Source organism: Granulicatella sp. 572.rep1_STHE (assembly GCF_001073445.1).
GTDB lineage: Bacteria > Bacillota > Bacilli > Lactobacillales > Aerococcaceae > Granulicatella > Granulicatella adiacens.
Genome location: NZ_JVBO01000043.1, coordinates 15735 through 40973, shown reverse-complemented (window position 1 = coordinate 40973; position 25239 = coordinate 15735). Strand labels below are relative to the sequence as shown.

Genomic DNA, 25239 nt, shown 5'->3' with positions numbered 1-25239 from the left:
CTTAAAAAATTCGCTATCCTTATCATATCATTTTTTCATGAGTAGTGCTTCCAAAAATGAATATTTTTATAAAAAAAGAGAAGCAACCTTCGATAAAAGGTCACTTCTCGTATAAAAAGACTAGATTTCTTTTAAATTTTCAATCAATAAATTGGTTCCCAATAACCCGAGTAGCAATATGCTAAAGACCACTATAAAGCAGACCATAAAAAATTCTTCTGGCAAAGCTAAAATAATAGGATCTTTTTTGGGATCAAAAATCCAAGCATCATTGTTAAAAAACAGCTCATGAAATTTAATAAACAATGTATTAAAAAAGCTTGCAATACCAACACAAACGAAAATCGGTACGAGAACTAGCCACCGAATTGGCCTTCTCAAAAGCCATGTTAGACGCCTTTGTTTTAAGGACCGAATTCCAAAAAAGCTGACTAAACCAGATGAAAGGAATATCGCAAAATTAATAAAGAATAGCCTTTTGACTTCAAAAAAATGAAATAAGCCTTGCTGAGAACTCGTAAAATTACTCATCACCAGTGAATCATTCAACGGATTCGTCAAATATCCTATCAGTTCATGATAATTTGTTTTAAGAACATCCGCACTGTATCCAGTCATTTTTTCTACTTCAAACCACTGAATAGACCAATGGTATAGAGGTTCGAAAAAGATCACAAAGGTAATTCCTAAACTTAACCAGAATAAAAATAGAGCAGTAGCGCCCCCCCATTTTTGAACTCGATAAGGTCTCATTAAATGTTCCATTTACTCAAATCCTCTACTAAATGGGTTGGTTGTTCCTCTACGTTCAACAATGTTTCTCTTGTAGAAAATCCAGTTAAAACCATAATTGTATCCATTCCATATTGAATGCCTGCTTGAATATCTGTTTGATAATTATCTCCAACCATGGCAATGTCTTCTTTTGAAAAATGTGAGTTAGGAAACTTCGCATTAAGATAGTCTAATGCTGATTCCATAATGATACTACTTGGTTTACCAATAACAATCGGTTCGACTTGGGTAGCTACTTTTAAGAATCCAGTTATTGCTCCTGAACCAGGAACAGGGCCTTTTTCACTCGGTAAATTGGAATCGATATTTGTAACAATATAGGTTGCTCCACCTCTAATAGCTAAAGTCGCTTTCTCTAAATCTTTATAAGTAACATTTCGATCTAAGGACTGTAGGACTATTTCCGGATTTTCTGAATCCAGTGTAAAGCCAGCTGCTTTTACTTGATTCTTAATCGCTTCTTCTCCGATTACCATTATACGTTCTACAGGATAATGTGCTTTTATATAATCGACTGCAGCAACACCACTTGTATAGACTTCTGAGGCTTCAATATTTGTTCCATAATTTTCACGCAAGTTTTGAGCCACTTGTTCAGGAGTTTTCGTCGCATTATTTGTTACGAATAAAAACGGGATATTGGCTTCCTGTAGTCTTTTAATAAAAGCTTCTGCAGTGGGAATACGTTCTTTCCCCTTATACATAGTTCCATCTAAATCAATAAAATACGCTTTATACATTTATTTCCCTCTTTGTTGGTTCTCTCTAATATGAAATCCTTTTTTCTGAGGATTTTTAACGACACTTTTCTTCACCTTGCTACTTGAAGATTTTTCAACTTCTTTCATTGAGAAATGTTGCGAATTTGATTTCTTCGTTTTCGGTTTAAACGTTTTATCTCCATATTCCTTCATTGTCTCTTTTGGAATAAATTCTTTTAGATTAAAATCTTGTTCTTTTTTATTTCGTGGATTTGTTTCATTATTGCGACGCTTTTGACGATTTTGAGATTTCTCTTTGAATTTACGGTTTTGTTGATTTCTCGCAGGAGCATCTAAATCTACTGGACTAAATACATGCTCTCGTCTTGGATTATTTTGGCGTTTTCTTTGAGAACTTCTCTCACGTCTTGGTCGTTGTGGTTTTTCTTCCTCAAGAACAGGTTTGTGTTTTGCCTCAGGATCTCTTTCTAATACAAAATACTGACAGCCAAAATTGCAATATTCCAAAATATACTCTTGTAAATAATCAATATCTCTATCTGGTGTTGCTAATTTATGAGAATGTTTAAAGAAGCCCTTTAATCGTAATTTTTCATGGCCCCAATCCCCTACAATATAGTCATAACGCTCAAAAATATCGTTATATCGTTCATTGAATGCTTCAATATTAAAGCCGTTTCTATAATCTTCAATGATTTGGTAATGTACCTCATCGACCAAAATTGTCTTTTCGTCCACTACCACCGCTCTTTTTGGTTCTTCTTCAGGATTCGTCACAATTTCTTGCAAAACTTGACTCAATTCATCTGAAAGCGTCTCTACGGTTTTCTCAGTCATGATAGTTCCTTTCTTTAAAAATTAATTCTTTTTCAATAATCGTTCTTAATAAATCTGGATATAATATTTGGTTGATCCCTTTTTCTTCAATCATCGGGAAAAAAGGAACAAAACGCATATGGTCTGGGCACACAAATGTAATGATTTCATCGTCTGCTAAAACTTTTCCATCGACGATAATTTCTTCACCCTTTTTAGAAAAACCAGTATATAAGATCTCTCCAAATAGTTTACCACGAAAACCATATCCGCGAATAGCTTTTTCTAGTAATTCTGGTTGTTGTTCTTCAAAAACTCGGAGTAATTGTTTGAAATTTTTTACAGAAAATTGACTTTTATTTAAGTGAATCGGATGAGGCATACAGTCATGTAAATCAAACTTCGTTAATGCTCCCTTCTTAAACTCATGCACGAAGAGACCAGTATACGTAATTGCAATTGGAATCCCTGTTTGCCTAATCATGGCTTCAAGGGAAAGTTGTGCCAAGTCTCTTACTGAATAATCTGGAATCTGACGAAGAACAATATTTTCTTTGAGTAATTTGATTCCTTCTTCTAGGTAGATTTTTCCTTCATCAGCGGCAGGATCCTCTTTTAGCGTTTCAACTTCAATCATACTTTCTTCTAAAGGAATGAGCTTTTCTTTCTTAGTTTTTAAATGGAGCTCTCCAATGTAAGCACCATATTTGAACCCACCCGTTAAGAGTGTTTGGTTTACCCTTTTTCCTTCTTTAAATAAATGATGTGTGTGTGCTCCAAGAATCACTTGAATTTCTGGATACGATTCGGCTATCAAGGTATCCAAATCAATACCTAAATGGGATAAAAGGATAATTTGGTGTCCCTCACTAGCAAGTCTAGGAACTAATCTTTCGAGCGTTTTTAAAGGGTCTTCAATCCAATATCCATTCGGTTCATAACTTTCTGGATAGGAAGCTGTCAGCCCTAGTATCGCAATACTACACTGATCAATTTTTTCGAATTGGATTTCAGTTGCATAAGGCGGTGTTTCGCCTGTAGATTGCCACTTCACATTAGAAATAACGACTTTAAAATCCTTTTCCTTATAAGCTCCTTCTAATTCTTCTGGAGTATAAGCAGTCCCCTCATTATTTCCTAGTGTTACAAAATCTATTTTTTGCTGGTTCAAAATGGTCGACGCAATTTGACCATTTTTTGCTTCCACAAGAGGATGAACTCGATCAATCAAGTCTCCTAAATCAACTGCCCAAACAGTGTGACCTAATTCTTCAAGTTCTTTCCTTCTGGCCCTCATAAAATTCGTTTGCGTTTTTAACGAATGAAAATTTGAGTGCATATCATTCACGTGAAGAATCGTTAAATCACTCATCAATTTCCTCATGACTAGCATTATTAAACAAGGTTGCTTCAGTCATTTTTTGTAAGTCTTTCGGTGCCAATTCCATTTGCAAACCACGCTTTCCCGCTGAGATGCGAATAGTCTTATGGTGCATCGCACTCTCCTCAATAAAAGTTGGAAATTTCTTTTTCATACCGATGGGAGAGCAGCCTCCGCGCACATACCCTGTAAGAGGTTCGAGCTGATCTAGAGATAGTAATTCAACTCTCTTATTCCCTGAAATTTTTGCCACCTGTTTTAAATCTAATTCCTTATGAGCTGCAATACAAGCAACTAGATGCCCTGTTCTATCCCCTGTTAACACAATCGTTTTATACACTTCTTCAACAGGAATTCCCATTCCATCTGCAGCATGAAGCGCATCTAAATGAGCGGTATCTACATCATACTCATGAATAACATAGGGGATCTTGGCTTGTTCTACCATTCTTACAGCATTTGTTTTGATTACTTTTTTCTTTTTCACGTGAAATCACTCCTTCTTTTATTCTACCATAAGGAGCATTCTAAATAAAATTCCGTTTGACATAAAAAACAACATCCCCTAAGAAAAACTTAGGGGATGTTAGATTAACCTAATAAGTTTAATCGACGAATAAAATCGTCATTGGACTTTGTTTCTTTCAACTGTTTCACTAGTTGCTCACTTGTCTCAAGTCCATCACCCTTAATCGAATGACGCACTTTCCAAATCACATCAATGATCTCTTTTGAAAGTAACATTTCTTCTTTACGCGTTCCTGAGCGCTTAACGTCAATCGCAGGAAACACTCTTCTTTCTGCAAGTTCTCTTGAAAGATGAATTTCTGAATTTCCAGTTCCTTTAAACTCTTCATAAATGACATCATCCATTCGACTTCCCGTTTCAACTAAAGCAGTCGCTAAAATCGTCAAACTTCCGCCTTCTTCAATATTTCTAGCCGAACCAAAGAATTTTTTAGGGCGATAGAAAGCAGCAGGATCAATCCCCCCGCTTAAAGTTCTTCCTGAAGGTGGAATCGTTAAATTATATGCTCTAGCCAATCGTGTCAAGCTGTCCATTAAAATAATGACATCTCTCCCGTCCTCCACTAGTCGCAAAGCACGTTCCAATACTAATTCACTAATCTTAATATGATTTTCTGGAAGCTGATCAAACGTTGAATAAACCACCTCAGCATTTACTGTTCGTTCAATATCTGTTACTTCTTCTGGTCGTTCATCAATTAATAAAATAATCAACTCAGCATCTGGATGATTTGTCGTAATTCCATTAGCAATTTCTTTTAATAAACTTGTCTTCCCTGCTTTTGGTGGAGCAACAATCAAGCCCCTTTGCCCAAAGCCAATCGGACAAATTAAATCAAGCATTCTAGAGGAGATTCGCCCTCTTGTTGTTTCCAAAATCATTTGCTTTTCTGGATAAAGTGGTGTAAGTCCTGGGAAATGATCTCTTTCTTTTGCCTCTTCGGGATCTTTTCCATTTACAAATCCCACTTGCATCAACCCATTGAACTTCTCTCCTTGGCGAGGAGGACGTGCAGTTCCACTCACTAAATCTCCATTTCGAAGATCAAAGCGTCTGATTTGAGAAGAAGAAATGTAAATGTCTTCTTGACTACTTGAGTAGTTGATGGGTCTAAGGAATCCAAAAACCTCTGCACGATTAATATCCAAGACCCCTTCTACTTGAAAAAATCCTGTAGCTTCTTCTTGGGCGCGAATAATCGCAAGTGCCAATTCCTTTTTATTCATCTGACCGTAATAAGGAATTTTATAATGTTTAGCAAAGCCGTACATCTCTTTTAAAGTCTTTTCTTGCAAACTTTGCAAGGTTACAGTTTCTACTTGTTCTGGCATATTGTCCCTTCTTATTCTTCAATCATCGTAATATCAGCACCTAGAGCTTGAAGTTTCTCAACAATATTTGAATAACCTCTAAGAATATGTTCAATATTAGAAATTTTAGTCGTTCCTTCAGCCATTAATCCCGCGACTACAAGTCCAGCTCCAGCACGAAGATCACTTGCAGCAACTTCTGCACCTACTAGAGGCGTTGGTCCTTCAAATGTAATAATATCTTCAATCACTTTTCCATGGGCTCCCATACGATTTAATTCTGGAACATGCCCAACACGTTTTGGATAAATGGTATCTACAATCATTGCAGTCCCGTTTGCTTTCATAAATAATGGCGTAATCGTTTGTTGCAGGTCTGTTGCAAATCCTGGATACGGCATAGTCTTAATATTTACTGCCTTAAGATTTGTAGAAGGATAAACAAAGATATCATCTTCTCCAACTTCCATCTTGACGCCCATCTCATCCATCTTTGCAATGAGACTTTCTAAGTGTTCAAAAATGACATTTTTAACACGAACTCCTTCTCCAACTGCTGCGGCAACTGATAAATAAGTTCCAGCTTCAATACGGTCAGGTATAATTGTATGACTACATCCGTGGAGTCTTTCTACCCCTTCCACACGAATCATACTTGTTCCTGCCCCTTTAATATTGGCACCCATTTTATTTAACAGTGTCACGACATCAATAATCTCAGGTTCACGAGCGGCATTCTCAATAATCGTTTTTCCTTTAGCACGAACAGCAGCTAATAAAACGTTAATGGTTGCCCCTACAGAAACAACGTCCATATAAATTTTTGTTCCTACTAGGCCTTCTTCATCGGTTGATAAATAGATTGCCCCATCATGATCTACTACATTGGCACCTAAAGCTTTGAATCCTTTTAAATGTTGATCGATTGGTCGTGGTCCTAAGAAACACCCTCCAGGAAGTCCTACCACACCTTCTCCAAACTTCGCAAGAGTTGCTCCCATAAAATAATAAGAAGCTCTCATACTTTGGATTTTTCCTCTTGGCATTGGGATGGATTTCATTTCCGTTGGATCAATGGTCAATGTGCCATCTACATATTCTGTTTTCACGTTAAAATCATTTAAAATCTCAATTAATGCTGCAACATCTTGGATGTCTGGTACACCTTCTAATACTACTGGTTCTTCGGCGATAATAGCAGCCGGAATTAAAGCTACTGTACTATTTTTTGCTCCACTAATGGTCACTTCACCTTTTAATGGTTTCCCACCGTTAATGACTAATTTTCTCATACTAAAATTCCTTTCACTAAATCTTCTCAGTTATTATACCATGTTCCTATAAGAATCTGCTATATTTTAACCATTTACAGCAATTGTTAACCTGTATAAAAAATACAGTTGACAATCAATTGAAATCTGTTACACTTAAAAACATGAGTATTGACGAAAGGAGGCTATTATGAGTACTAAACAGGAAGTTTTACGTCTATTATATAGCACCGTAGACAAACCCCTTTCTGGACAAGATATCGCTGACCAATTGAAACTTTCTCGAACCGCAGTGTGGAAAGCTATTCAGCAATTAAAAAAAGACGGTTACGAAATTACCTCAAGCACAAAAGTAGGTTATCAATTATCCAGACAGACAGATTTGTTAACCCTTGAAGGCATTCGGACTTATCTAGGTGAACAATTACAAGATTGGGATATTCAAGTCTTTGAAACAACCACTTCAACCAATGATTTAGCTAAAAACTATGGTGCTTCAGGAGAAAGGGTTCCAACCTTTTTTATTGCCGAAGAGCAAACTGCAGGACGTGGTCGTCTCGGAAGAACCTTCCTCTCCCCTCCCAAATCTGGTTTATACATGAGCATCTGTATTTTTCCTGAAGGTGATTTGGATAGTATTTCATTAATCACTTGCGCTACGGCTGTTGCCGCAACGCGTGCAGTAGAATCTTTCATTCACGAAACCGTCGGAATTAAATGGGTAAACGATCTCTACTACCACGATAAAAAGATTGCTGGCATCTTAACAGAGGCGGTAACAAATATTGAAGCTCAAAGGGTGGATGCGTTGATTGTTGGCATGGGAATTAATTTGCATATCGACGACGCCATTATTCCAGAGGACTTAAAACCAATTATCGGATCCCTCTTTTCACCGCAAGAGATTCCCAAAAGTTTTAGCCGCAACGAATTTGTAGCTCGTTTCCTTAAAGAATGGAATCAATGCTACGAGGCCATCAATTCGGGTAAGCGTGACTTCATGGAAGAGTATAAATCTCATTCGATTATTGTCGGAAAGAAAATCAATGTCATTAGCGGTATGAAAACATACCCCGCAACTGCAAAAAGCGTGGACAATAACGGTCATCTCATTGTCCAAACGGACGATGGATCCATTCATTCATTATCATATGGCGAAGTAAGTATTCGCCCAGAAAATTAAATCATTAGGAGTTAAACACATGAAAAAATTATCAATTCAAACAATTGTACTTGCTGCACTCTTTGGTGCACTCTGTTACGTATCTAGCTACTTAAAAATCCCGATTGGACCAGTACCATTCTCAGCACAAACTGCTACAGTTATTTTGGCATCACTACTCTTGCCACCAGTTGCTGCATTTGCTGCTCAATTTATTCACTTCCTATTACTTTTCTTATTAGGAGGAGGAACTGCATTATTTATTTCTCCATCATTTGGTTTTGTAATTGGATTTATGGTTGCTGCACCTGTCATCTCATTTATTGGAAACCGTATCAATAATATTTTTGGATGGGTTCTGGCCGCACTTGTTGGTGAAGTCATTTTCTACGTCATCGGAATTCCTTATATGACCTTTGTACTCTTAAGCATTAAAATGCAAGAACTAAGTCTTCAACAAATCCTTGGCTTCGGTTTATATCCGTTCATTCTTCCTGATTTAGGAAAATTAGTCATTGCAGTCTTTCTTGCAGATCGTATTAAAGTTCTTACAAAAAAACACAATTAAAAATATAAAAAATAAGCTAGGCTTAATGCCTAGCTTATTTTTTTGTGTATTCTGACTAACCCCAGAATTTAACTCCTAGTACGTGTCCTAAGAACGCAAAACCGATTCCGGCAACTAATAGAAGAACGATACAACGTAATGGCGTCCATTTTTTACGCGCTAATAAGTAATATAGTCCTAAAGTAATTCCAAGTGGAATTAATTTTGGTAATACACCATCTAAGATTGTTTGGATAACAATTGGTTTTTCACCGTTTGCGATTTGAATCCCTAATTTAGTACCACCGTAAAGACTTGTTAGCGCCCCTACCACGAATACTCCAAGGATTGAAGCAGCACGAGTGAATTCTTTGGCATTTGCTGTAAAGATACCAATTGCATCTGTTCCTAAATTATAAGACCAGTGCATTAACCAGTAACGAATTGCAAATTGTGCAATATTGAATACTGCCAAGAATAGTAATGGTCCAGCGATGCTTCCTTGTAAAGCAAAGTTTGAAGAAATACCGGCTACGATTGGAACTAATGTGAACCAGAATAAAGCGTCACCGATACCACCCAATGGTCCCATTGCAGCAACACGTACCGCACGGATTGTTTGAATATCTGCTTTGTTTTGTTCAAGAGATAATACAATCCCCATTACGAATGTTACTAAGAATGGGTGAGTATTAAAGAACTCTAAGTTATGAGACATTGATGCAGCTAAGTCATCTTTGTCTGTGTGGATTTTTTCTAACCCTGGTAAAATACCGTATAACCAACCAGCTGCTTGCATACGTTCATAGTTGAAAGAAGCTTGTAGGAAAATTGAACGCCATGCCATTTTATTTAAAGTCGCTTTATCTAAGCGTGGAGCAGGCGTTTGGTTTTTATAAGAATCTGGAATATTATATGCCATCTTCTTCACCTCCATCGTTCACAATGCTAGCACCAGCTGTTTTGAATTTTGTATGGATTTGGAAATCCCAGTATGCAATTGCAAAACCAACAAACGCTAATAATACTAATGCAGAGCCACCTAAGCTTTCACTTGCAGAAACAATGTTTGCTAAAGCAAAACCTAAGAAGTAGAAGCCCCATAGTTCTTTAGAAACCATTACTTTAAGTAAGATTGCAAACCCAACAAAGCGCATCATACCCCCTGCTGCACCTAAACCAGCCATAAACCATTCAGGAATAGATTTCGTTAAAGTATCCCCGATTGTTTGTCCACCGATAAAGAATAATACAACTACAAGACCAAAGATAGCCCCAAGAGCAGCCATCGCTAAGTAGTTCAAGCGAACAATACCTTTTGGATTAGCATCATGTGCATATCCATCGGCTACTGCCATCATTGGTGACATTAAAGCAAAAATCAAAGTAACGCCATATTGACCTAAAAGTGCAAATGGAACAGCCGCACCTACTGCAGCAGCTGGATCTAATTTAAGACTGATAGCCAAAACTGTCGCCATAATTCCACCGATTACGGCATTAGGTGGTTGTGCCCCACCGACTGGCATGTTACCGATTGTCATTAATTGATAAGTACCCCCAACAATTAAACCAGTTTGGAGATCTCCCAAAATAGCTCCAATCACAGGACCCATAACGATTGGTTGATAAAGTGATTCTAAAAAGCTAAATTGGTCAATCGCAGCTACAAACGTTACTAGGAATACTAATAAAATTTGAATAAAACTTGCTTGCATATTCATTGACCCCTTTTATAAATATAAATTATTGAAATAATTTCGATACGTCTTCTTTTCCTTCAGTTGGAACTTTCTGAATTTCAAGTTCGACTCCTAACTCTTGCAGTTTCTTAAATGCAGCTACATCTGCATCATCCACTGCGACAACACCTGCAACTTGACGTTTACCCTCCGCCATATGCATGTTCCCAATGTTGACTTTTTTAATCGGTACCCCCCCTTCTACTAGTTTTAAAACGTCTTGTGGATTTTCACAAATAATGAAAATCAACTGACGATCTGCTGCCTTACCGATGATGTTAATCGTTTTTTCAATCGTGAAGTAACGAGTCTGTGCACCAGCAGGAGCAGCCATATCCATCAACCCTTGACGCATCGGATCTCCCGCCACTTTGTCATTGGCTACTAATAATAGGTTGGCCCCTAAATAAGAAGACCATTGAGTCGCCACTTGACCATGGATTAAACGATTGTCAATTCGTGTTAATAAAATATTTGGCATTGTTCGCTCTCCTTTCATAAAAAGCTAAGTTCATTATATCTAATTCTAATCATTTTTGGAAGCGTTTAACAAAAAATATTTTTAATAATTTCTTCATCGTTTCTTCTTTATCGTTTTCATTCATTCTTTCAATAGAAAAAAGAATGATATGTTTTAAATCCCCCCCATTTTTTAACATGTTTTTTATATAAAAAAAGAAGCTTGAACTTCAAGCTTCAAAAAATTTATTTTTTGGTATTTTTAATCATTGCACTTGTTCCACTGAAAGTGACGACTAATCCAAACGCAATTACTATCATTCGATTCAGTATCTCTCCAGATACAAAAAAACTTCCAGCAATAATCAGTATTCCAACCAGACTTACCATCCAAGTTTTAACAATTGGGACGGTTGAATCCTCTACTGCTTCTTTCTCTATTTCTGAAATAAAAACCTCTTTTTTCACAAGATATTTTGGCAAAATACTTTTAACATATGCAATTGTTGACAATGCGTAAAAAAGCAGTGCTGCTAAAATACTTAGGAGGATACTCTCCGGATAAAAGCTATAGATAATGGCACCCATTGCTAAGGCAATAATGAGGCGATGTCTAAAGGCGTTAAAAGTTACTAAATCCTCATCTGGAATTTTATAAACACTCTTTAATAAAGGTAAATAAAAATACTTTTCTCCATCTTTTCCCGTATAGAATTCACCAAAGAAAGACTTCATAGATTCACCTTTATAAGACTTCAGAAATTGCATATCGAGAAACGGTAATGATAACCCCTTTAGCAATTTCTACTTCAGTCTTTTCTTCATCAATTTTTTTCACAGTCCCGTATAGACCATTTGCACAAATCACTCTTTTTCCTACCTGCAAATCACCATGTAATTTCTCGAAATATTGTTGCTGGCGCTTCATATTCTTTCTAGAGAAGAAATAATAAACCCCTAAAATAACAGCAACAAAAACGATAAATGTCAGTGAACTCACTAAAATAATTTCTGCTGTCATTAAATTCCATCTCCGTCTTCTTCGACCACTTTATCTTGAGGCGTTGGAAGACTCACCTGTTGAATGGCTTCTCGACCTGCTGTTAAACTTTGAGTCACTACATCTTGAGCGCTTGAAGCGAACTCGCGCAACATCGCTATTTCAATTAACATTGGTAAGTTTGTACCTACGACAACCTCAACATTATCGAAATCCATTGATGCAACCATTGCTGATTTGAAAGGACTTCCTCCTAAAAGGTCTGCAAATACTACAATCCCTTCTGTTTCCTCTTGCAACTCTTTCATAGCGTCTCTTAGATTATTTTCAAGAGTTTCTATTGGATCGCTTTCTAAAAAAGGCACTACCTTATATGCAGTTTGTTTTCCTGCAATCATTTCTAAAGCGTGTCCTACTCCAATTGCAAACTCCCCATGTCCTGTAAGAATTAACCCTATCATTCTATTTCCTCCTATTTTTATTCTATACCTTAATACTAGACTAGCTAAACTGAAATTTCAAGCACAATTTATGCGTTTTCATAAAATCTTATCCAGAAATAAATAAGGAGTATTGTCCAAATACTGGGGGGGGACAATACTCCACGTTCAAAAAGCTATACGAATATTTTTGTTTTACCGATTAGAACAATTCTTTGTAGAAAGCAATTGTTTCTTCTAATGTTGGCATGAATGGGTTACCAGGTGCACAAGCATCGATTAACGCATTCTTAGATAGATATTCGAAGTCGAAGTCTTTTTCTTCAATTCCTAATTCAGTTAATTTCTTAGGAATACCTACTGTTTCAGAAAGAGTTTCGATTTCTTTGATTGCGTATGCTGCACATTCTTCATCAGATTTACCTTCAGTTTGTAAACCTAAAGCTTTTGCAACATCACGGAATGCAGCTGGAACACGTTTAGCATTTTCGCGTTCGATTACTGGTAATAACATAGCACAGCATACACCGTGTGGAAGTTTGTAAACAGCACCTAATTGGTGAGCCATTGAGTGAACATATCCTAGTCCAGCGTTGTTGAATGACATACCGCCTAAGAAGATTGCGTTCACCATACCTTCACGAGCTTCGATGTCATGACCATCTTTAACAGCACGTGGTAAGTATTCTTTAATCAATTCGATTGCACCAATTGATAATTTCTTAGTAACCCCGTAAGCACCAGGAGTTACTAAAGCTTCAACCGCATGAGTTAATGCATCCATACCAGTTGCTGCAGTTAATGCTGCTGGTTTAGATACCATTAATTCAGGGTCGTTTACTGAGATTAAAGCTAGGCTGTTTTTATCAACCATTACCATTTTAACTTTTCTTTCTTCGTCTGTAATTACATAGTTGATTGTAATTTCAGCTGAAGTACCAGCAGTTGTATTGATAGCAACAACTGGCAACCCTTTTTTAGCAGATTTGTGTAATCCTTCGTAGTCTTGTGGTTTTCCACCATTTGTTGCAATTACTGAAATACAGCTTGCACAGTCTTGAGGTGATCCACCACCTAAGCTGATGATGAAGTCGCAGTTGTTTTCTTTTAATGCAGCAACCCCGTCATTAACGTTTTTACAAGTAGGGTTTGGCTCTACATCAGAGTAAACAACGAAGTCTACACCTGCTTCTTTTAAAGGTTCTGTGACTTTAGGAAGAATATCACTTGATTCGATAAATTTATCCGTTACTAAAAGAGCTTTATGATATCCTAGATCTTTTACGTAAGGTCCAATTTCTTTAACGACTCCTCTTCCAATTAAGTTAATTGCTGGTACATAAAATGTTGACATAATTTTTCTCTCCTAACTAGTAAATTTATAAAACACCTTTTTTCAAAATGATGTTTCCATACAAGGCACTTTCTCCTGTTTGAATTACAAGATAGGCGTCTTTTGCTTGTTCGTAAAACTCAAATCGTTCAAACTCTTTAATTGCTGCTCCTGGGTGATTTTCTTCTAAGAGACGTTTATATTCGTCCCAAATCACCGGAACAGTTGGATCTCCCGGAACGACTTGCATTAATCCTGCTTGATATGAACTGTACGTATCTAATGGTAATACTTGTAGAATCGCTTCTAAAGCAACAGGCACCCCATGTCCGTCCATACGAACGACGCGTTGGCCAATACGATGAGCTGGGAAGTTAGCGTCCGCAAGTACCAATTCATCTCCATGTCCCATCTCCATTAAATATTTCACAAGTTCTGGGCTTAAAATTTTAGGAATTTGTTTTAACATGACTGAATTCCTCTCTTCACTTTATTGAAATTCAAGCGAATTTCTTCTAAATTCTCAATCACACGACTTTCATAACGCGTTACAGGTTCTGAAGCCTTGATAATATCTTGTGCTTCTTCGCGACTTGAAATCACTCCAAGAGTTAGCATTTGTGACAAGATATTTCCAAGTGCACTCGCTTCGATTGGTCCTGTGATGACTGTACGTCCTGTAAAGTCTGCCGTTAACTGGCAAAGCAATTTGTTTTGAATGCCTCCGCCAACCATTTGAACAGTTGTCATTTCATGTTTTGTCAATTGTTCTAATTGCGTAATCGTCTCTAGATAGGTTAAAGCTAAACTTTCTAGAACGACACGAACGATTTGACCTTTCGTTTGTGGAACTTTTTGCCCACTCACTTTACACCATTCTTTAATTTTTGTTTCCATTTCTCCAGGAGAAGCGAAAACTGGATCGTTTGGATGAATCCATGTTTGGTTGTCCGTTATTTCTTCGGCTAATGTGACCATTTCGCCAAAGCCAACTTCTTCCCCTTGCAAGCGCCAGTCGCGTTGTAATTCTTGAATAATCCACATTCCTGTCGTGTTTTGTAAGAGACGATATTTACCATCAAAACATCCTTCATTTGTAAGTCCCGAGGCAAATGCTTCATCGGTTACAACAGGTTCGTCGGATTCCGTTCCGACAAGCGACCAAGTACCACATGAAATAAAGACAGTCCCTTTTTCATGTTCATATGGAATCGCAAGTACTGCAGCAGCTGTATCATGTCCAGCTCCTGCAATCACGTCAAATGAATCAACTTTCAACTGTTGAGTGATGCGAGGTGATAATTGTCTTAAAACTGCACCATTCTTCGTTGGTGTTGTAAACCATTTTCGTGGAATATCTAAGCGTTCAAATACTTCTTCAGAGAAATCTTGTGTGAAGATATCCAGTAACCCACTTGTACTTGCAATGGTATATTCATTTGAAAGCACCCCTGAAAGTAAGTAGTTGATTAAATCTGGGATAAACAACACGCGTTGAACGATATTTTTAAGTTGTGGTTTTTCTTGCAAATCTGAGTAGATTTGTAAGACCGTATTAATGGTTGCAGGCTGCACACCTGTTTTTTGGAACAATTCTTTCTTCGAGATAGCGTTATAAAATGACTCCTCATATCGACCCATCCGATTATCTCTGTAACAATGTGGTTGATAGAGCAAATCTCCATTTTGATCTAGATAGGCATAGTCTACTCCCCATGTATCAACAGAGATGGAACGAATCGGAATCGAATCTTTGGAAGCCTTCTTGATTCCTTGCTTAATTTCTCCAAACAAGTGCAACAAATTCCAATACAAACCATCATTAAGATTCACCGGTTCGTTTTTGAACCGATGAACCTCTGATAATTGGAGGGAGCGTCCGTCATAAATCGCCTGCATAACACGTCCTGAACTTGCACCTAAATCAATGGCTAATAATTTAATCAAGCTCATGTTTTCTCCTCCATTACTAATCCCTATTTTTTATTCGTATAGTAAAGCTTTGATTTCATCGCTATCTATGTTTTTAGCGTCATACCATTTAGAACCAGTATCCACGTCTTTCACTGTTTCACCTTTAGCTGCGGCAACCGCTAATTTAACAGCTTGGTAACCAATTTGAACTGGGTCTTGAGTTACAGAACCAACGAAGATTCCTTTACGGATAGCATCTTGTTGTAATGCACCTGAGTCGAACCCAACAGCTAAGATTTTGTCTGCGCCAAGTTTAGATTCTTTAAAACCGCCGTTAGCATTGATGATTGCTTTTGCAGCGAATTCATTAGAACCATAGATTGCGACAGTATCTTCTTTTTCAAGAACTGTAGAAGCTTCTGTTTTACCTGCAGCATCATCTACTTGTGCTGGAACACGAACTTCGATTACAACTTTTGCATCCGCTTCGTTTACATCGTTTTTGAACTTGTCATGTCCAGTTACAGCAGTTTTAATGCCTTTTTTATTTAATAATTCAACCATTTTATCAATGAAACCACTTGTTCTTTGAGTGATTGAAAGTGAGTTTACTTCTTGAGAAACAACCCCGATACGAACTTTCTTGTCGCCGATTTTCTTTTCTAGTAATGGGAATAAGTGTTCAGCGGCATTACCACCAGCAGCATGGTTATCTGTTGAGGCAGTAGCTTTAATTGCTCCTTCTGGTGCCCCAGGAACCCCTGAGTCAAACCCAATAATAGGAATGTTTTTAGATTGTGCTTGTTTAATCGCATCTAATTCTGCTTCAGTATCTAATGCAGCTAAAGCGATTGCTTTTGGATTTTTGTTGATCGCGTTATTTAATTGTTCCAATTGTTCTGCGATAGCTGTTTCATTTTGAGGTCCTACGAAAGTAACTTTAGCCCCTAATTCTTGAGCTGCTTTTTCAGCTCCTTTGTTAACTGCTTTCCAGAAGTCATGTTGGAAACCTTTCGCGATTACTTCCACTTTGAAGTCGCCACCTGATTGAGATTTTCCACCATCAGCATTTGATTTATTTGATGTACATCCTGCTAATAATGCAGAAGCACAAGCTAGAGTTGCAATAGCATATTTGAATGACTTTTTCATAATGTTTTCTCCTTTATATGTCCCTTTTGATCCTTCCAAGAAGGAGTCTTCCCAACTCATTGTGTACAATATCAAACTTATTTTTTCTTATTCATGCGGATTAAGATATCTGAGTAAACGGCAACGATTACAACAAAACCTGTAATGAATAATTGATAGTGTGGTTGTAAGTCGATGTATGGTAAACCGATCTTCAAGACAGACATAATGAATACCCCAATGATAGTACCAACAACAGAACCAACCCCACCAGCAAGTGAAGTACCACCGACTACAACTCCGGCGATGGCATCAAGTTCCATACCGTTCCCTGTACCAGGAAGGATTGTTGAATACGTTGCAGCATATGCAATACCAGCTAGACCTGCTAGAAGTCCACTGATAACATAAGCCATACCTTCCCATTTGATAACGTTTACACCTGAAAGTCTAGTAGCTTCTTTATTTGAACCGATAGCAAAGATGTAACGACCAATTTTTGTTTTGTTTAAAACAATGGCTGCAATAATCGCTACGACAATCAAGACGATCAACCCGGTCGGAAAATTATCTTGCGTTCTGAATAAGTCTTTATACCAGCCTTCACCAGTTCCACGTAATGGGAACGTTACACTTTGTACGTTTGATACGATTGAGCTTAAACCACGTGAAATCATCATTGTACCAAGTGTTGCGATGAATGGTGGCAATCCAAATTTCGCAATTAAAATTCCGTTGAATAATCCAAATACACCCCCAATCACTAATATTGCCAACAATGCTAGCCATAATGGCCAACCCATTTTTGTATGGAGTACTCCACCAACGATGGCAGAACACATCATTACTGTACCGATTGATAAGTCAATACCACCGGTGATAATAACGAATGTTACCCCAATTGCTAAGAAACCAATGTAATAAGATGCGTCTAAAATGCTTACCGCTGTATCAAACGAACGGAACGATTCACTTGAGACTGCAAAGAATGTGAAAATCACGATCAACGCGATTAATGCAATTAATTTTTGTAATCCAACTGATTGTACCAGTTTCGTCCATAGGGACTTTTTCTCTTCCATATCAATACCTCTCTTCGATTATCGATCCGTTGCTAAAGCGAGGATACGTTCTTGAGTTGCTTGACTGATATCAAGTTCCCCTGTTTTACGTCCTTCACACATGACAACAATACGATCGCTCATACGTAAAATTTCTGTAAGCTCTGAAGAAATCATAATGATTGATTTTCCTTGAGCTACTAGTTCATTCATTAATGAGTAGATTTCACTTTTCGCACCAACGTCAATTCCTCGAGTTGGTTCGTCAAAAATTAGAATATCGCTATTTTGTTCTAGCCATTTCGCAATAACAACTTTTTGTTGGTTACCACCTGATAAGTTACGAACTAGTTGTTTCGATGATGGTGTTTTCGTTCTTAATTGTTTAACGAATTCATCACTGACTTTCACAATTTCACCGTCATCGATTAAACCACCCTTAATGTACTTATCAAGGTTTGTCATTACTGTGTTATTGGCAATGGTCATATCAACGATACATCCATAACGTTTACGGTCTTCTGAAAGATAACCAATACCTTCTCTAATAGCATCTTGAGGATTTTTAATATCAACCTCTTTACCATTAATTTTAATTGTTCCGCTATCTTTCTTATCCGCTCCGAATAGTAAACGAGCTACTTCTGTTCGGCCCGCTCCCATTAATCCAGAGAAACCTAAGATTTCACCTTTATGAAGCACAAAGCTAACATCTTTTACGTGGCTTCCTGAGTTTAAGTGTTCCACTTCTAATACAACAGGTGCTCCTTCTGGTACTGCAGAAACCGCTTTCGGATCTTCGTAAATAGTACGACCAACCATCATTGCGATGATCTCGTCCTTTGTAGTTTCTTTTGTATTTACAGTTCCAACATATTCCCCGTCCCTCATAACCGTTACACGGTCCGTAATACGGGCAATTTCGTCCATACGGTGAGAAATATAGATAATTCCTACACCTTTAGCACGTAAGTCATCAATAATTGCGAATAATTCATTAATTTCTGATTCTGTTAACGCTGCTGTTGGTTCGTCGAAAACAATAATCTTAGCATCCATTGACAATGCTTTGGCAATTTCAACCATTTGTTGTTTACCAACTGTTAAGTTTCCCACTTTTTCTTGTGGATTAATATCCAGTTTCAACAATTTGAATAATTCTTTTGCCTTTTTATTTCCGGCATTATCATTGATGAAGAGACCTTGATTAATTTCTTCACGACCGATGAAGATGTTTTGAGCCACTGTTAAGTGGTTCATCATATTCAACTCTTGGTGCACGATTACAATCCCATCGTCCATAGCCTCTTTTGGCTTAGAATATTCTACTTGTTTTCCGTTATAGTGAATCGTTCCTTCGTTCGCGCCGTAAATACCTGTCAATACTTTCATTAAAGTGGATTTACCAGCCCCGTTTTCACCCATTAGCGCGTGTACTTCACCTGCTCTTAGGTCAAAGTCTACACCTTTTAAGGCTTTTACAGGTCCAAACGATTTCACAATTCCCTTCATTTCAAGAATAACTGGATTACTCATGCATTTCACCTACCTGTTCCAGTTTTGTAATACGCTCTTTCAGCGTTTCTATTTGTTCTTGTTGATTTACAATGATGTTCACAACTTCTAGCAGCAAGTGGCTGTTCATAAAATGATCTTGCGCATGAACGGAAAGAAGTGTAGGGCTATCTCCCTCGCCTCTAATTTCTTGCTGAATCATTTCTGTTTGAACATTATGCGCTTCAACTCCTTTAACTCTTGCTTCATCAAGGAGGCTTCTTGCAGATGAAATATCACCTGCAAGAGCACTCTTAACGGATTGCATTGCTAAAGTCGTTACTTTGCTACTTTTGACAATGAGTTGCATCAATCGTTGCGTATCTACTTTTTTTGTCTCGCTCATTGGCTTAACCTAATAATTCAATCGCTTGTTTTAGAACTTCTTCTCCGCGCATGTTTTCAAAGTCATCGTCTGAAATTACAGCAACTGGAACATGAAGTGAAGCTTTTGCTTTTTCTTCTAAATAAGCTAATTGAGGTCCTAATAATAAGACATCAATATTTTTTAGAGTATCAATCCCAGTAATCCCTACTGAGTAGAATGAGTAATCTAATTTATCACGGTAAATTACTTCTTGAATGCGTTCAACGAGCATACTTGTTGTTAACCCACCGACACAGGCTAAAATAATTGTTTTTGTCATTTTAGTCTCTCCTTTCTATTACTTATGGATAGGTCCTAATAATTGGCATGCACGGTAGTCAGCTGATTCTAAATCTTCTGTTCCGAATAATGACCAGTTCTTAGGTCTGAAGATATCTTCTTCAGCAACGTTATGCATATTTACAGGAATGCGTAACATTGAAGCAAGAGTGATAAGGTCAGCCCCAATATGTCCATAAGTGATAGCACCGTGGTTTGCACCCCAGTTATTCATTACATCGTATACTGACTTGAATGCGCCTTTACCTGTTAAGCGAGGAGCAAACCAAGTTGTTGGCCAGCCTGGATCTGTACGGTTATCCAATGTATGGTGTACATCTTCAGGTAATTCAAGTGTGTATCCTTCTGCGATTTGTAATACAGGTCCAACGCCTTTCAATAAGTTCAAGCGAACCATTGTCACAGGCATGTTTCCTTTAGATAAGAAGCGAGTTGAGTAACCGCCACCACGGAAGTATTCGCGGTTTGCTGCTGGGAAATCAGTATTTGCAAGCATTGCATCTACTTCACTTTGTTCTAATTCCCAGAATGGTTTAATCACTGGCTCACCGTTTCTTGTAGCTTGACCAGTACCATCTAATGTACAAGAACCAGAGTTGATTAAGTGTAAGAATCCATTTTCAGCATGGCCTTCAAGTTTATGTCCTGTTACACGTTCAACTGCTTCTGGACTCCAGTAAGTACGAACATCCGCAAAGATTTGTGGAGTGTTTGTTAATAAGTAGTTGAATAGCATTGATACACCGTTTAACGCATCATTTTCAGTTGCGAAGATGTATGGTCTGCGAATTCCGTTCCAGTCAAATTGAGTGTTTAGGAATGTTTCCATGAAGTCTCCGTTAGGGAAGTGGTCTGTCCATTGACGTTGACCTTGGAATCCTCCCACAAGAGCGTAGTGACCAACCGCTTCTTCTTCGAAGCCTAGTTCAGCAAGTCTTGGGTTTCCAATCATTAAGTCACGTCCAATTAAGAACATCTTAATCACGAATTCCCATTGTTTATCTTTTTCTTCACGGCTCAAAACAAGGTCTTCACGGTTGTGGTCGAATCCTTCTTTAACGTTTTCTTTCACCCATTTAAGCGCACGTTCGAATTCTTCGTGATCATAAATGCCACGGTCGATACGGCGAGTAAATTCTGTCATATCTACTGATTCATTACGCATTCCTAAGTATTCTTGGAAGAAGTTAGGATCTACGATAGAACCACCGATACCCATTGATACGCTACCCATAGATAAGTAAGCTGTATCTCTCATTAAACCTGTAGCAAGAGCTGCTCTTGCGTAACGTAAGATTTTTTCTTTAACGTCTTCAGGAATTTCTGTATCTGTAGCTTCTTGTACGTCTTTACCGTAAATTCCGAATGCTGGAATTCCTTTTTGAGCATGAGAAGCAAGAACTGCTGCTAAATATACAGCCCCTGGTCTTTCAGTTCCATTGAATCCCCAAATAGCATGTGGAATATCAGGAGACATATCCATTGTTTCACTACCATAGCACCAGCAAGGTGTTACTGTAATCGTTGCACAAACGTTTGATTTTTTGAATAGTTCGTGAGATGCTGCTGCTTCTGGTACACGACCAATTGTTGATGGTGAAATCACACATTCAACCGGTTGTCCATCAGGATATTTCAATGTGGACTCGATTAAAGCAGCGACACTCTTCGCCATATTCATTGTTTGAACTTCTAAAGACTCGCGAACTCCTTGGCGACGACCGTCAATAGTTGGGCGAATCCCAATGCGTGGATGTTGAATCATTTTTGTTCCTCCTATTCTTCTACACTTCACGAACCGTTCCGTCAGGATTGTATTTCTTGTATCCTGGGTGGCGTCCTGTAACTTTGTAGTTTTCGCGCATCTTGAACATTTGCTCTAATTTTTCTCTTGAGATTTCTTTTTCTTCAATGCCTTTTGTTAGTAATAACATTCTTCCGTGGAATGTTGATTTAGCCACGAGTTCTAATGTTTCCATTCTGTAGTATGCTGTAATGACATCACTACCCACTGTTAATGCACCATGGTTTTCAAGTAACATCACATCGTGTTCTTGTAAGTATGGTGTAATCGCATCTGGAACTTCCATTGTTGAAGGAACCCCGAATGGTGTAATTGGAATTGAACCGATAACAATCGCACTTTCAATTAGTGAATAAGTATCTAATGGAATATGTGCTAATGTAAATCCGGTTGCAATTGGCGGATGAGCATGAACAACAGATCTCACATCGTCACGTTCTTCATAACAGCGAATATGCATTTTAATTTCGCTTGAAGGACGATAGCCTTCGTTGGCTTCAATTACTTCCCCTTTCATATTTAATTTAACGAGTTTTTCAGGAGTGATAAAACTCTTACTGATACCTGTTGGTGTTGCGATGATGGTATCCTCATCAATACGAACTGAGACATTTCCGTCATTGGCAGCTACCCATCCTAGTTGCCACATTTTATGACACACATCACAAATTTGTTCGCGTACTACTTGTTCATCAAAAGTCATAGTATCATCCCTTTCTGATTAATATATTAGCAACTGAAGAAAGCGGATACAATACGTGGATGAACTATTGAACATCCTTCAAGTATTGTGCTATAATTTGTTCATAAATGTTCAAAAACGTTCAACTAGGGGGTTTTATTATGGTATCTTTCGAGCGAATGTCCCGTATTATGGATATTCTCACGAAAAGGAAAATCATCTCAACCTTTCAATTGGAAGCGTTGATGTACTGCTCCACCTCTACATTGAGGCGTGACCTGATTAAATTGGAAAAAGAAGGAAAAATCATTCGATCTCATGGTGAAGTTCGACTTGTTACTACAAACAATATTGAATACGCTTACGATAGCAGAAGCCATGAAGAAACTCAGGGAAAACAACAAATAGCGGAAACAGCCTCCACTTTTTTAACGGATAACCAATCGATTTTTATCGATAGTTCATCCACGTGCGCCACACTCGCTCCTCACTTAGGAACTCTTCAGAATTTACGTGTGATTACAAATGGGATCGAAATTGCACGTAAGTTGAACAATTATGAAAATATAACTTTGTTCTTCTGCGGAGGACATATCGGCTATGGAACAAACTCGGCTTTGGGAGATTTTGCGACGGGTTTTATCAATAATTTCCATGCTGATATTTGCTTTATGAGCTGTCGAGGGCTTGACCGTTTCGCTGCTTATGAAGCTAATCATAGTCAAGCACTTTTTAAGCAACAGATGATTGCAAACTCTGATGTTGCGATACTTCTTGCGGACCACTCAAAGTTTAATACGAGTCATTACTTCAAGTTATCTAATTACAATGCTATTGACTATATTGTAACCAATCAAGCTCCTGTCGAATCCTTTCAAGATACGGTGGGTGCTCAATGCGAAATTCTTTGGTAACAATAGAAAACAAAGATAAATAAATGAATTCAATTGAACATTTTGAAAGTGGACTATCTTCATCTCAAGTTAGTCATAGTTATCACTTAAATAAAAAACGCGCTACGATTGTAGCGCGTTTTTTATTTACTATGATTATGCTTTTAATTCTGCTGTTAAGCTTTCTAATTGGTCTACTAAATGTCCAACGTAAGCAATCGCTTGTTTTAATGGTTCATCTGTTGAAACATCACAACCCGCATGAATCGCTAAGTCTTTGGCAGACATGCTTCCACCTTTAGACAATGTATCTAACCATACTTTAGCGTGTTCAGGATTCTCTTCGATTTGGTTGGCAATTGCAGTACCGATTGTAAGCCCTGCTGAATACGTATATGGATATAATCCCATGTAGTAGTGAGGTTGACGCATCCAAGTTAATTCTGCCCCTTCGTTGACATCTAAGCTGTCTCCAAAGAATTCTTGCATCACTTCTTTTTTCACGTTTGATAATACATCTGCGTTTAACATTTCGTTATTATCAATCATCTTATAAATACGATCTTGGTACACAGCTTCCATGTAGTGAGTAACCATGTTGTGGAAATACGTACGGCTAATCATATTACTGATCACCCAACGTTTGAAACGAGCATCTGTACTTGTTTTGAGTAAGTAGTTTGAAACGATGACTTCATTACATGTTGAAGGAGCTTCAACGAAGTATAATGAACACTCATTGTTTAAAATCGATTGATGTTTCCCTGTTGACATGAAGTGATATGCGTGTCCTAATTCGTGCGCTAACACGAATACTTCGTTCATTTTACCAGTCCATGATAATAGAATAAATCCGGCAACGTTAGGAACCGTCGCACAGAATCCGCCTGTACTCTTACCAATGTTTTGTGGGAAGTCAGTCCAGCGTTTGTCATAACTTTCATCAATCATCGCTTTATAGTCTTCGCCAAGAATGCCTAAAGCTTTCTTCAAGTACTCGCGAGATTCTTCAATCGTCATATCCACTTCGAATTCTGGATCCAAGTTGATTTTGGCATCCATAAATTGCATATCAGAAATGCCGTGTTCTTTCGCTAATAATTTAATGTAGCGTTGCATATGAGGCGCTAAATCTGTCATCAGCATACGAATTTGACGGTCGTATAATTCACGATCCCCATCTTGTTCGTCTAATAAGTAGTCAATCACACTATCATATCCACGCATTGTTGCCATCATTTTTTCTTTCTTCAATTGAGAAATGTATTCATTGGCAACTGTATTTTTATATGCGTTTAACGTCTTGTAGAAGCTCTTAGCCGCAGCGCGACGCACTTCTTTGTCCGCATCCATTTCGTGCAAGTTTTCGTATAATACAAAGCTATTTTCAAGTGTCTTCCCATTTGCTTCAAATGACTCGAATTGCATATCTTCATGTTTTGTTACTTCATATAATTGGTAGAAACCTGGTAAGCTGCTTAAGTTTGATAACACTTGTTCTGCATCTTTTGAGAGCGTATGTTTCTTTTGGCGAATCACTTTTTCAACAAAGTAGGCTAAGTCTGGTCTCTTCTCTGCCACGAATTGATTTAAGAAGTCTTCTTCTAATGAAATGAGTTCTGTCATCACAAAGCTCATATTTTCCGCATAGGATACGCTGACTGCTTCAAACGCTGTCGCATTTTCAATCACTTTCGGATTCAAGCGGTCTACGGTCATTGGGAGTTCTGCATAATGAGAAGCGCGGTATACTGCTAATTCAATCGCTTCATATTGGCGAATCGCTTCATCTAATACTTCTAAATCTCCTAATTTGTTTTCATATTTATCTTTGAAAGCTTTCATTTCTTTCTTTAGTCTGTCCAACTCTGCATAAAATGCTTCGTCGCTTGGGTAAAGTAAAGTCATATCCCATGTAATAGAAGGATCTACTTCACTTCTTGGTACTAATTTAATTTCAGCCATAATTTCACTCCTTTTCAGTTAGTATCAATTATACACAATCTCCCTATCGTTTGCTATACTA

27 protein-coding genes are annotated in these 25239 nt (G+C 37.8%); 3 read left to right on the top strand and 24 right to left on the bottom strand.

Going from position 1 to position 25239, the window contains the following annotated elements:
- Positions 1-120 precede the first annotated feature (120 nt).
- From ADH99_RS09365 to ADH99_RS09335, 7 genes are all read right to left on the bottom strand, one after another.
- Positions 121-765, bottom strand: coding sequence for a TIGR01906 family membrane protein (locus tag ADH99_RS09365; protein WP_049555754.1), 645 nt, complete (start codon positions 763-765; stop codon positions 121-123).
- Positions 753-1535 carry a TIGR01457 family HAD-type hydrolase gene (locus tag ADH99_RS09360; RefSeq protein ID WP_049555755.1) on the bottom strand — a complete coding sequence of 261 codons (783 nt, stop codon included), beginning with the start codon at positions 1533-1535 and terminating at the stop codon, positions 753-755. Before ADH99_RS09360 ends, ADH99_RS09365 begins: the two co-directional genes overlap by 13 nt.
- Positions 1536-2354 carry a YutD family protein gene (locus tag ADH99_RS10140; protein ID WP_053091368.1) on the bottom strand — a complete coding sequence of 273 codons (819 nt, stop codon included), beginning with the start codon at positions 2352-2354 and terminating at the stop codon, positions 1536-1538. It abuts the gene before it with no gap.
- Complete coding sequence (locus ADH99_RS09350; protein ID WP_049555756.1) at positions 2347-3705, bottom strand: bifunctional metallophosphatase/5'-nucleotidase; 1359 nt, start codon at positions 3703-3705, stop codon at positions 2347-2349. Before ADH99_RS09350 ends, ADH99_RS10140 begins: the two co-directional genes overlap by 8 nt.
- Positions 3698-4201 (bottom strand): Cys-tRNA(Pro) deacylase, encoded by a 504-nt coding sequence (ybaK, locus tag ADH99_RS09345; protein ID WP_005606876.1) that lies wholly within the window; start codon positions 4199-4201, stop codon positions 3698-3700. Before ybaK ends, ADH99_RS09350 begins: the two co-directional genes overlap by 8 nt.
- A gap of 104 nt (positions 4202-4305) precedes the next feature.
- On the bottom strand, positions 4306-5574 hold the full coding sequence (gene rho, locus ADH99_RS09340; RefSeq protein ID WP_049555757.1) for a transcription termination factor Rho: 1269 nt from the start codon (positions 5572-5574) through the stop codon (positions 4306-4308).
- A gap of 11 nt (positions 5575-5585) precedes the next feature.
- Positions 5586-6845 (bottom strand): UDP-N-acetylglucosamine 1-carboxyvinyltransferase, encoded by a 1260-nt coding sequence (locus tag ADH99_RS09335; protein ID WP_049555758.1) that lies wholly within the window; start codon positions 6843-6845, stop codon positions 5586-5588.
- 169 nt (positions 6846-7014) lie between these two features.
- Here ADH99_RS09335 and ADH99_RS09330 point away from each other — a divergent pair, with 169 nt between their 5' ends.
- Positions 7015-8007, top strand: coding sequence for a biotin--[acetyl-CoA-carboxylase] ligase (locus ADH99_RS09330; protein ID WP_049555759.1), 993 nt, complete (start codon positions 7015-7017; stop codon positions 8005-8007).
- A gap of 19 nt (positions 8008-8026) precedes the next feature.
- A complete protein-coding gene (locus ADH99_RS09325; protein ID WP_049555760.1) occupies positions 8027-8554 on the top strand; it encodes a biotin transporter BioY in 528 nt (175 codons plus the stop codon).
- A 55-nt stretch (positions 8555-8609) separates the two neighbouring features.
- On the opposite strand, the gene ADH99_RS09320 is transcribed toward ADH99_RS09325, so the two are convergent.
- The 16 genes from ADH99_RS09320 to ADH99_RS09245 all read right to left on the bottom strand — a co-directional run bounded on the left by ADH99_RS09320 (position 8610) and on the right by ADH99_RS09245 (position 22341).
- Positions 8610-9455, bottom strand: coding sequence for a PTS system mannose/fructose/sorbose family transporter subunit IID (locus tag ADH99_RS09320; RefSeq protein WP_049555761.1), 846 nt, complete (start codon positions 9453-9455; stop codon positions 8610-8612).
- Positions 9445-10251 (bottom strand): PTS mannose/fructose/sorbose/N-acetylgalactosamine transporter subunit IIC, encoded by an 807-nt coding sequence (locus tag ADH99_RS09315; RefSeq protein ID WP_039849113.1) that lies wholly within the window; start codon positions 10249-10251, stop codon positions 9445-9447. Before ADH99_RS09315 ends, ADH99_RS09320 begins: the two co-directional genes overlap by 11 nt.
- Before the next feature lie 28 nt (positions 10252-10279).
- On the bottom strand, positions 10280-10756 hold the full coding sequence (gene agaV, locus ADH99_RS09310; RefSeq protein WP_005606885.1) for a PTS N-acetylgalactosamine transporter subunit IIB: 477 nt from the start codon (positions 10754-10756) through the stop codon (positions 10280-10282).
- A 224-nt stretch (positions 10757-10980) separates the two neighbouring features.
- On the bottom strand, positions 10981-11469 hold the full coding sequence (locus ADH99_RS09305) for a hypothetical protein (protein WP_049555939.1): 489 nt from the start codon (positions 11467-11469) through the stop codon (positions 10981-10983).
- A 10-nt stretch (positions 11470-11479) separates the two neighbouring features.
- Entirely contained in the window at positions 11480-11755 is a 276-nt protein-coding gene (gene yajC, locus ADH99_RS09300; RefSeq protein WP_005606888.1) for a preprotein translocase subunit YajC, read from the bottom strand.
- Positions 11755-12195: a PTS galactosamine/N-acetylgalactosamine transporter subunit IIA gene (agaF, locus tag ADH99_RS09295; protein ID WP_005606889.1), complete on the bottom strand. Its 441-nt coding sequence runs from the start codon at positions 12193-12195 to the stop codon at positions 11755-11757. Before agaF ends, yajC begins: the two co-directional genes overlap by 1 nt.
- A 181-nt stretch (positions 12196-12376) precedes the next feature.
- Complete coding sequence (locus tag ADH99_RS09290) at positions 12377-13528, bottom strand: iron-containing alcohol dehydrogenase (protein ID WP_049555763.1); 1152 nt, start codon at positions 13526-13528, stop codon at positions 12377-12379.
- A gap of 25 nt (positions 13529-13553) precedes the next feature.
- On the bottom strand, positions 13554-13976 hold the full coding sequence (locus ADH99_RS09285) for an RbsD/FucU family protein (protein WP_049555764.1): 423 nt from the start codon (positions 13974-13976) through the stop codon (positions 13554-13556).
- A complete protein-coding gene (locus tag ADH99_RS09280; protein ID WP_049555765.1) occupies positions 13970-15460 on the bottom strand; it encodes a rhamnulokinase in 1491 nt (496 codons plus the stop codon). The genes ADH99_RS09285 and ADH99_RS09280 overlap by 7 nt, the downstream gene beginning before the upstream one ends.
- Positions 15461-15490: 30 nt before the next feature.
- On the bottom strand, positions 15491-16573 hold the full coding sequence (locus ADH99_RS09275) for an ABC transporter substrate-binding protein (protein WP_049555766.1): 1083 nt from the start codon (positions 16571-16573) through the stop codon (positions 15491-15493).
- A 77-nt stretch (positions 16574-16650) separates the two neighbouring features.
- A complete protein-coding gene (locus ADH99_RS09270; RefSeq protein ID WP_005606897.1) occupies positions 16651-17634 on the bottom strand; it encodes an ABC transporter permease in 984 nt (327 codons plus the stop codon).
- 18 nt (positions 17635-17652) lie between these two features.
- On the bottom strand, positions 17653-19149 hold the full coding sequence (locus ADH99_RS09265) for a sugar ABC transporter ATP-binding protein (RefSeq protein WP_005606899.1): 1497 nt from the start codon (positions 19147-19149) through the stop codon (positions 17653-17655).
- Positions 19142-19513, bottom strand: a complete 372-nt coding sequence (locus tag ADH99_RS09260) for a PTS lactose/cellobiose transporter subunit IIA (RefSeq protein WP_049555767.1) — start codon at positions 19511-19513, stop codon at positions 19142-19144. The genes ADH99_RS09265 and ADH99_RS09260 overlap by 8 nt, the downstream gene beginning before the upstream one ends.
- A gap of 4 nt (positions 19514-19517) precedes the next feature.
- Positions 19518-19814, bottom strand: a complete 297-nt coding sequence (locus ADH99_RS09255; RefSeq protein ID WP_005606903.1) for a PTS sugar transporter subunit IIB — start codon at positions 19812-19814, stop codon at positions 19518-19520.
- A gap of 18 nt (positions 19815-19832) precedes the next feature.
- Positions 19833-21599, bottom strand: coding sequence for an L-fucose isomerase (locus ADH99_RS09250; RefSeq protein ID WP_049555768.1), 1767 nt, complete (start codon positions 21597-21599; stop codon positions 19833-19835).
- A gap of 19 nt (positions 21600-21618) precedes the next feature.
- Positions 21619-22341 (bottom strand): class II aldolase/adducin family protein, encoded by a 723-nt coding sequence (locus ADH99_RS09245; RefSeq protein WP_005606906.1) that lies wholly within the window; start codon positions 22339-22341, stop codon positions 21619-21621.
- Between the two features lie 140 nt (positions 22342-22481).
- Here ADH99_RS09245 and ADH99_RS09240 point away from each other — a divergent pair, with 140 nt between their 5' ends.
- A complete protein-coding gene (locus ADH99_RS09240) occupies positions 22482-23234 on the top strand; it encodes a DeoR/GlpR family DNA-binding transcription regulator (protein WP_039849118.1) in 753 nt (250 codons plus the stop codon).
- Positions 23235-23369: 135 nt separating this feature from the next.
- On the opposite strand, the gene pepF is transcribed toward ADH99_RS09240, so the two are convergent.
- Complete coding sequence (gene pepF / locus ADH99_RS09235) at positions 23370-25178, bottom strand: oligoendopeptidase F (protein WP_049555769.1); 1809 nt, start codon at positions 25176-25178, stop codon at positions 23370-23372.
- Between the last annotated feature and the right edge of the window lie 61 nt (positions 25179-25239).

Coding starts and splice junctions, on each gene's coding strand:
- ADH99_RS09365 (WP_049555754.1), bottom strand. CDS start 765: ATGGAACATTTAATGAGACCTTATCGAGTTCAAAAATGGGGGGGCGCT.
- ADH99_RS09360 (WP_049555755.1), bottom strand. CDS start 1,535: ATGTATAAAGCGTATTTTATTGATTTAGATGGAACTATGTATAAGGGG.
- ADH99_RS10140 (WP_053091368.1), bottom strand. CDS start 2,354: ATGACTGAGAAAACCGTAGAGACGCTTTCAGATGAATTGAGTCAAGTT.
- ADH99_RS09350 (WP_049555756.1), bottom strand. CDS start 3,705: ATGAGTGATTTAACGATTCTTCACGTGAATGATATGCACTCAAATTTT.
- rho (WP_049555757.1), bottom strand. CDS start 5,574: ATGCCAGAACAAGTAGAAACTGTAACCTTGCAAAGTTTGCAAGAAAAG.
- ADH99_RS09335 (WP_049555758.1), bottom strand. CDS start 6,845: ATGAGAAAATTAGTCATTAACGGTGGGAAACCATTAAAAGGTGAAGTG.
- ADH99_RS09330 (WP_049555759.1), top strand. CDS start 7,015: ATGAGTACTAAACAGGAAGTTTTACGTCTATTATATAGCACCGTAGAC.
- ADH99_RS09325 (WP_049555760.1), top strand. CDS start 8,027: ATGAAAAAATTATCAATTCAAACAATTGTACTTGCTGCACTCTTTGGT.
- ADH99_RS09320 (WP_049555761.1), bottom strand. CDS start 9,455: ATGGCATATAATATTCCAGATTCTTATAAAAACCAAACGCCTGCTCCA.
- ADH99_RS09315 (WP_039849113.1), bottom strand. CDS start 10,251: ATGCAAGCAAGTTTTATTCAAATTTTATTAGTATTCCTAGTAACGTTT.
- agaV (WP_005606885.1), bottom strand. CDS start 10,756: ATGCCAAATATTTTATTAACACGAATTGACAATCGTTTAATCCATGGT.
- ADH99_RS09305 (WP_049555939.1), bottom strand. CDS start 11,469: ATGAAGTCTTTCTTTGGTGAATTCTATACGGGAAAAGATGGAGAAAAG.
- yajC (WP_005606888.1), bottom strand. CDS start 11,755: ATGACAGCAGAAATTATTTTAGTGAGTTCACTGACATTTATCGTTTTT.
- agaF (WP_005606889.1), bottom strand. CDS start 12,195: ATGATAGGGTTAATTCTTACAGGACATGGGGAGTTTGCAATTGGAGTA.
- ADH99_RS09290 (WP_049555763.1), bottom strand. CDS start 13,528: ATGTCAACATTTTATGTACCAGCAATTAACTTAATTGGAAGAGGAGTC.
- ADH99_RS09285 (WP_049555764.1), bottom strand. CDS start 13,976: ATGTTAAAACAAATTCCTAAAATTTTAAGCCCAGAACTTGTGAAATAT.
- ADH99_RS09280 (WP_049555765.1), bottom strand. CDS start 15,460: ATGAGCTTGATTAAATTATTAGCCATTGATTTAGGTGCAAGTTCAGGA.
- ADH99_RS09275 (WP_049555766.1), bottom strand. CDS start 16,573: ATGAAAAAGTCATTCAAATATGCTATTGCAACTCTAGCTTGTGCTTCT.
- ADH99_RS09270 (WP_005606897.1), bottom strand. CDS start 17,634: ATGGAAGAGAAAAAGTCCCTATGGACGAAACTGGTACAATCAGTTGGA.
- ADH99_RS09265 (WP_005606899.1), bottom strand. CDS start 19,149: ATGAGTAATCCAGTTATTCTTGAAATGAAGGGAATTGTGAAATCGTTT.
- ADH99_RS09260 (WP_049555767.1), bottom strand. CDS start 19,513: ATGAGCGAGACAAAAAAAGTAGATACGCAACGATTGATGCAACTCATT.
- ADH99_RS09255 (WP_005606903.1), bottom strand. CDS start 19,814: ATGACAAAAACAATTATTTTAGCCTGTGTCGGTGGGTTAACAACAAGT.
- ADH99_RS09250 (WP_049555768.1), bottom strand. CDS start 21,599: ATGATTCAACATCCACGCATTGGGATTCGCCCAACTATTGACGGTCGT.
- ADH99_RS09245 (WP_005606906.1), bottom strand. CDS start 22,341: ATGACTTTTGATGAACAAGTAGTACGCGAACAAATTTGTGATGTGTGT.
- ADH99_RS09240 (WP_039849118.1), top strand. CDS start 22,482: ATGGTATCTTTCGAGCGAATGTCCCGTATTATGGATATTCTCACGAAA.
- pepF (WP_049555769.1), bottom strand. CDS start 25,178: ATGGCTGAAATTAAATTAGTACCAAGAAGTGAAGTAGATCCTTCTATT.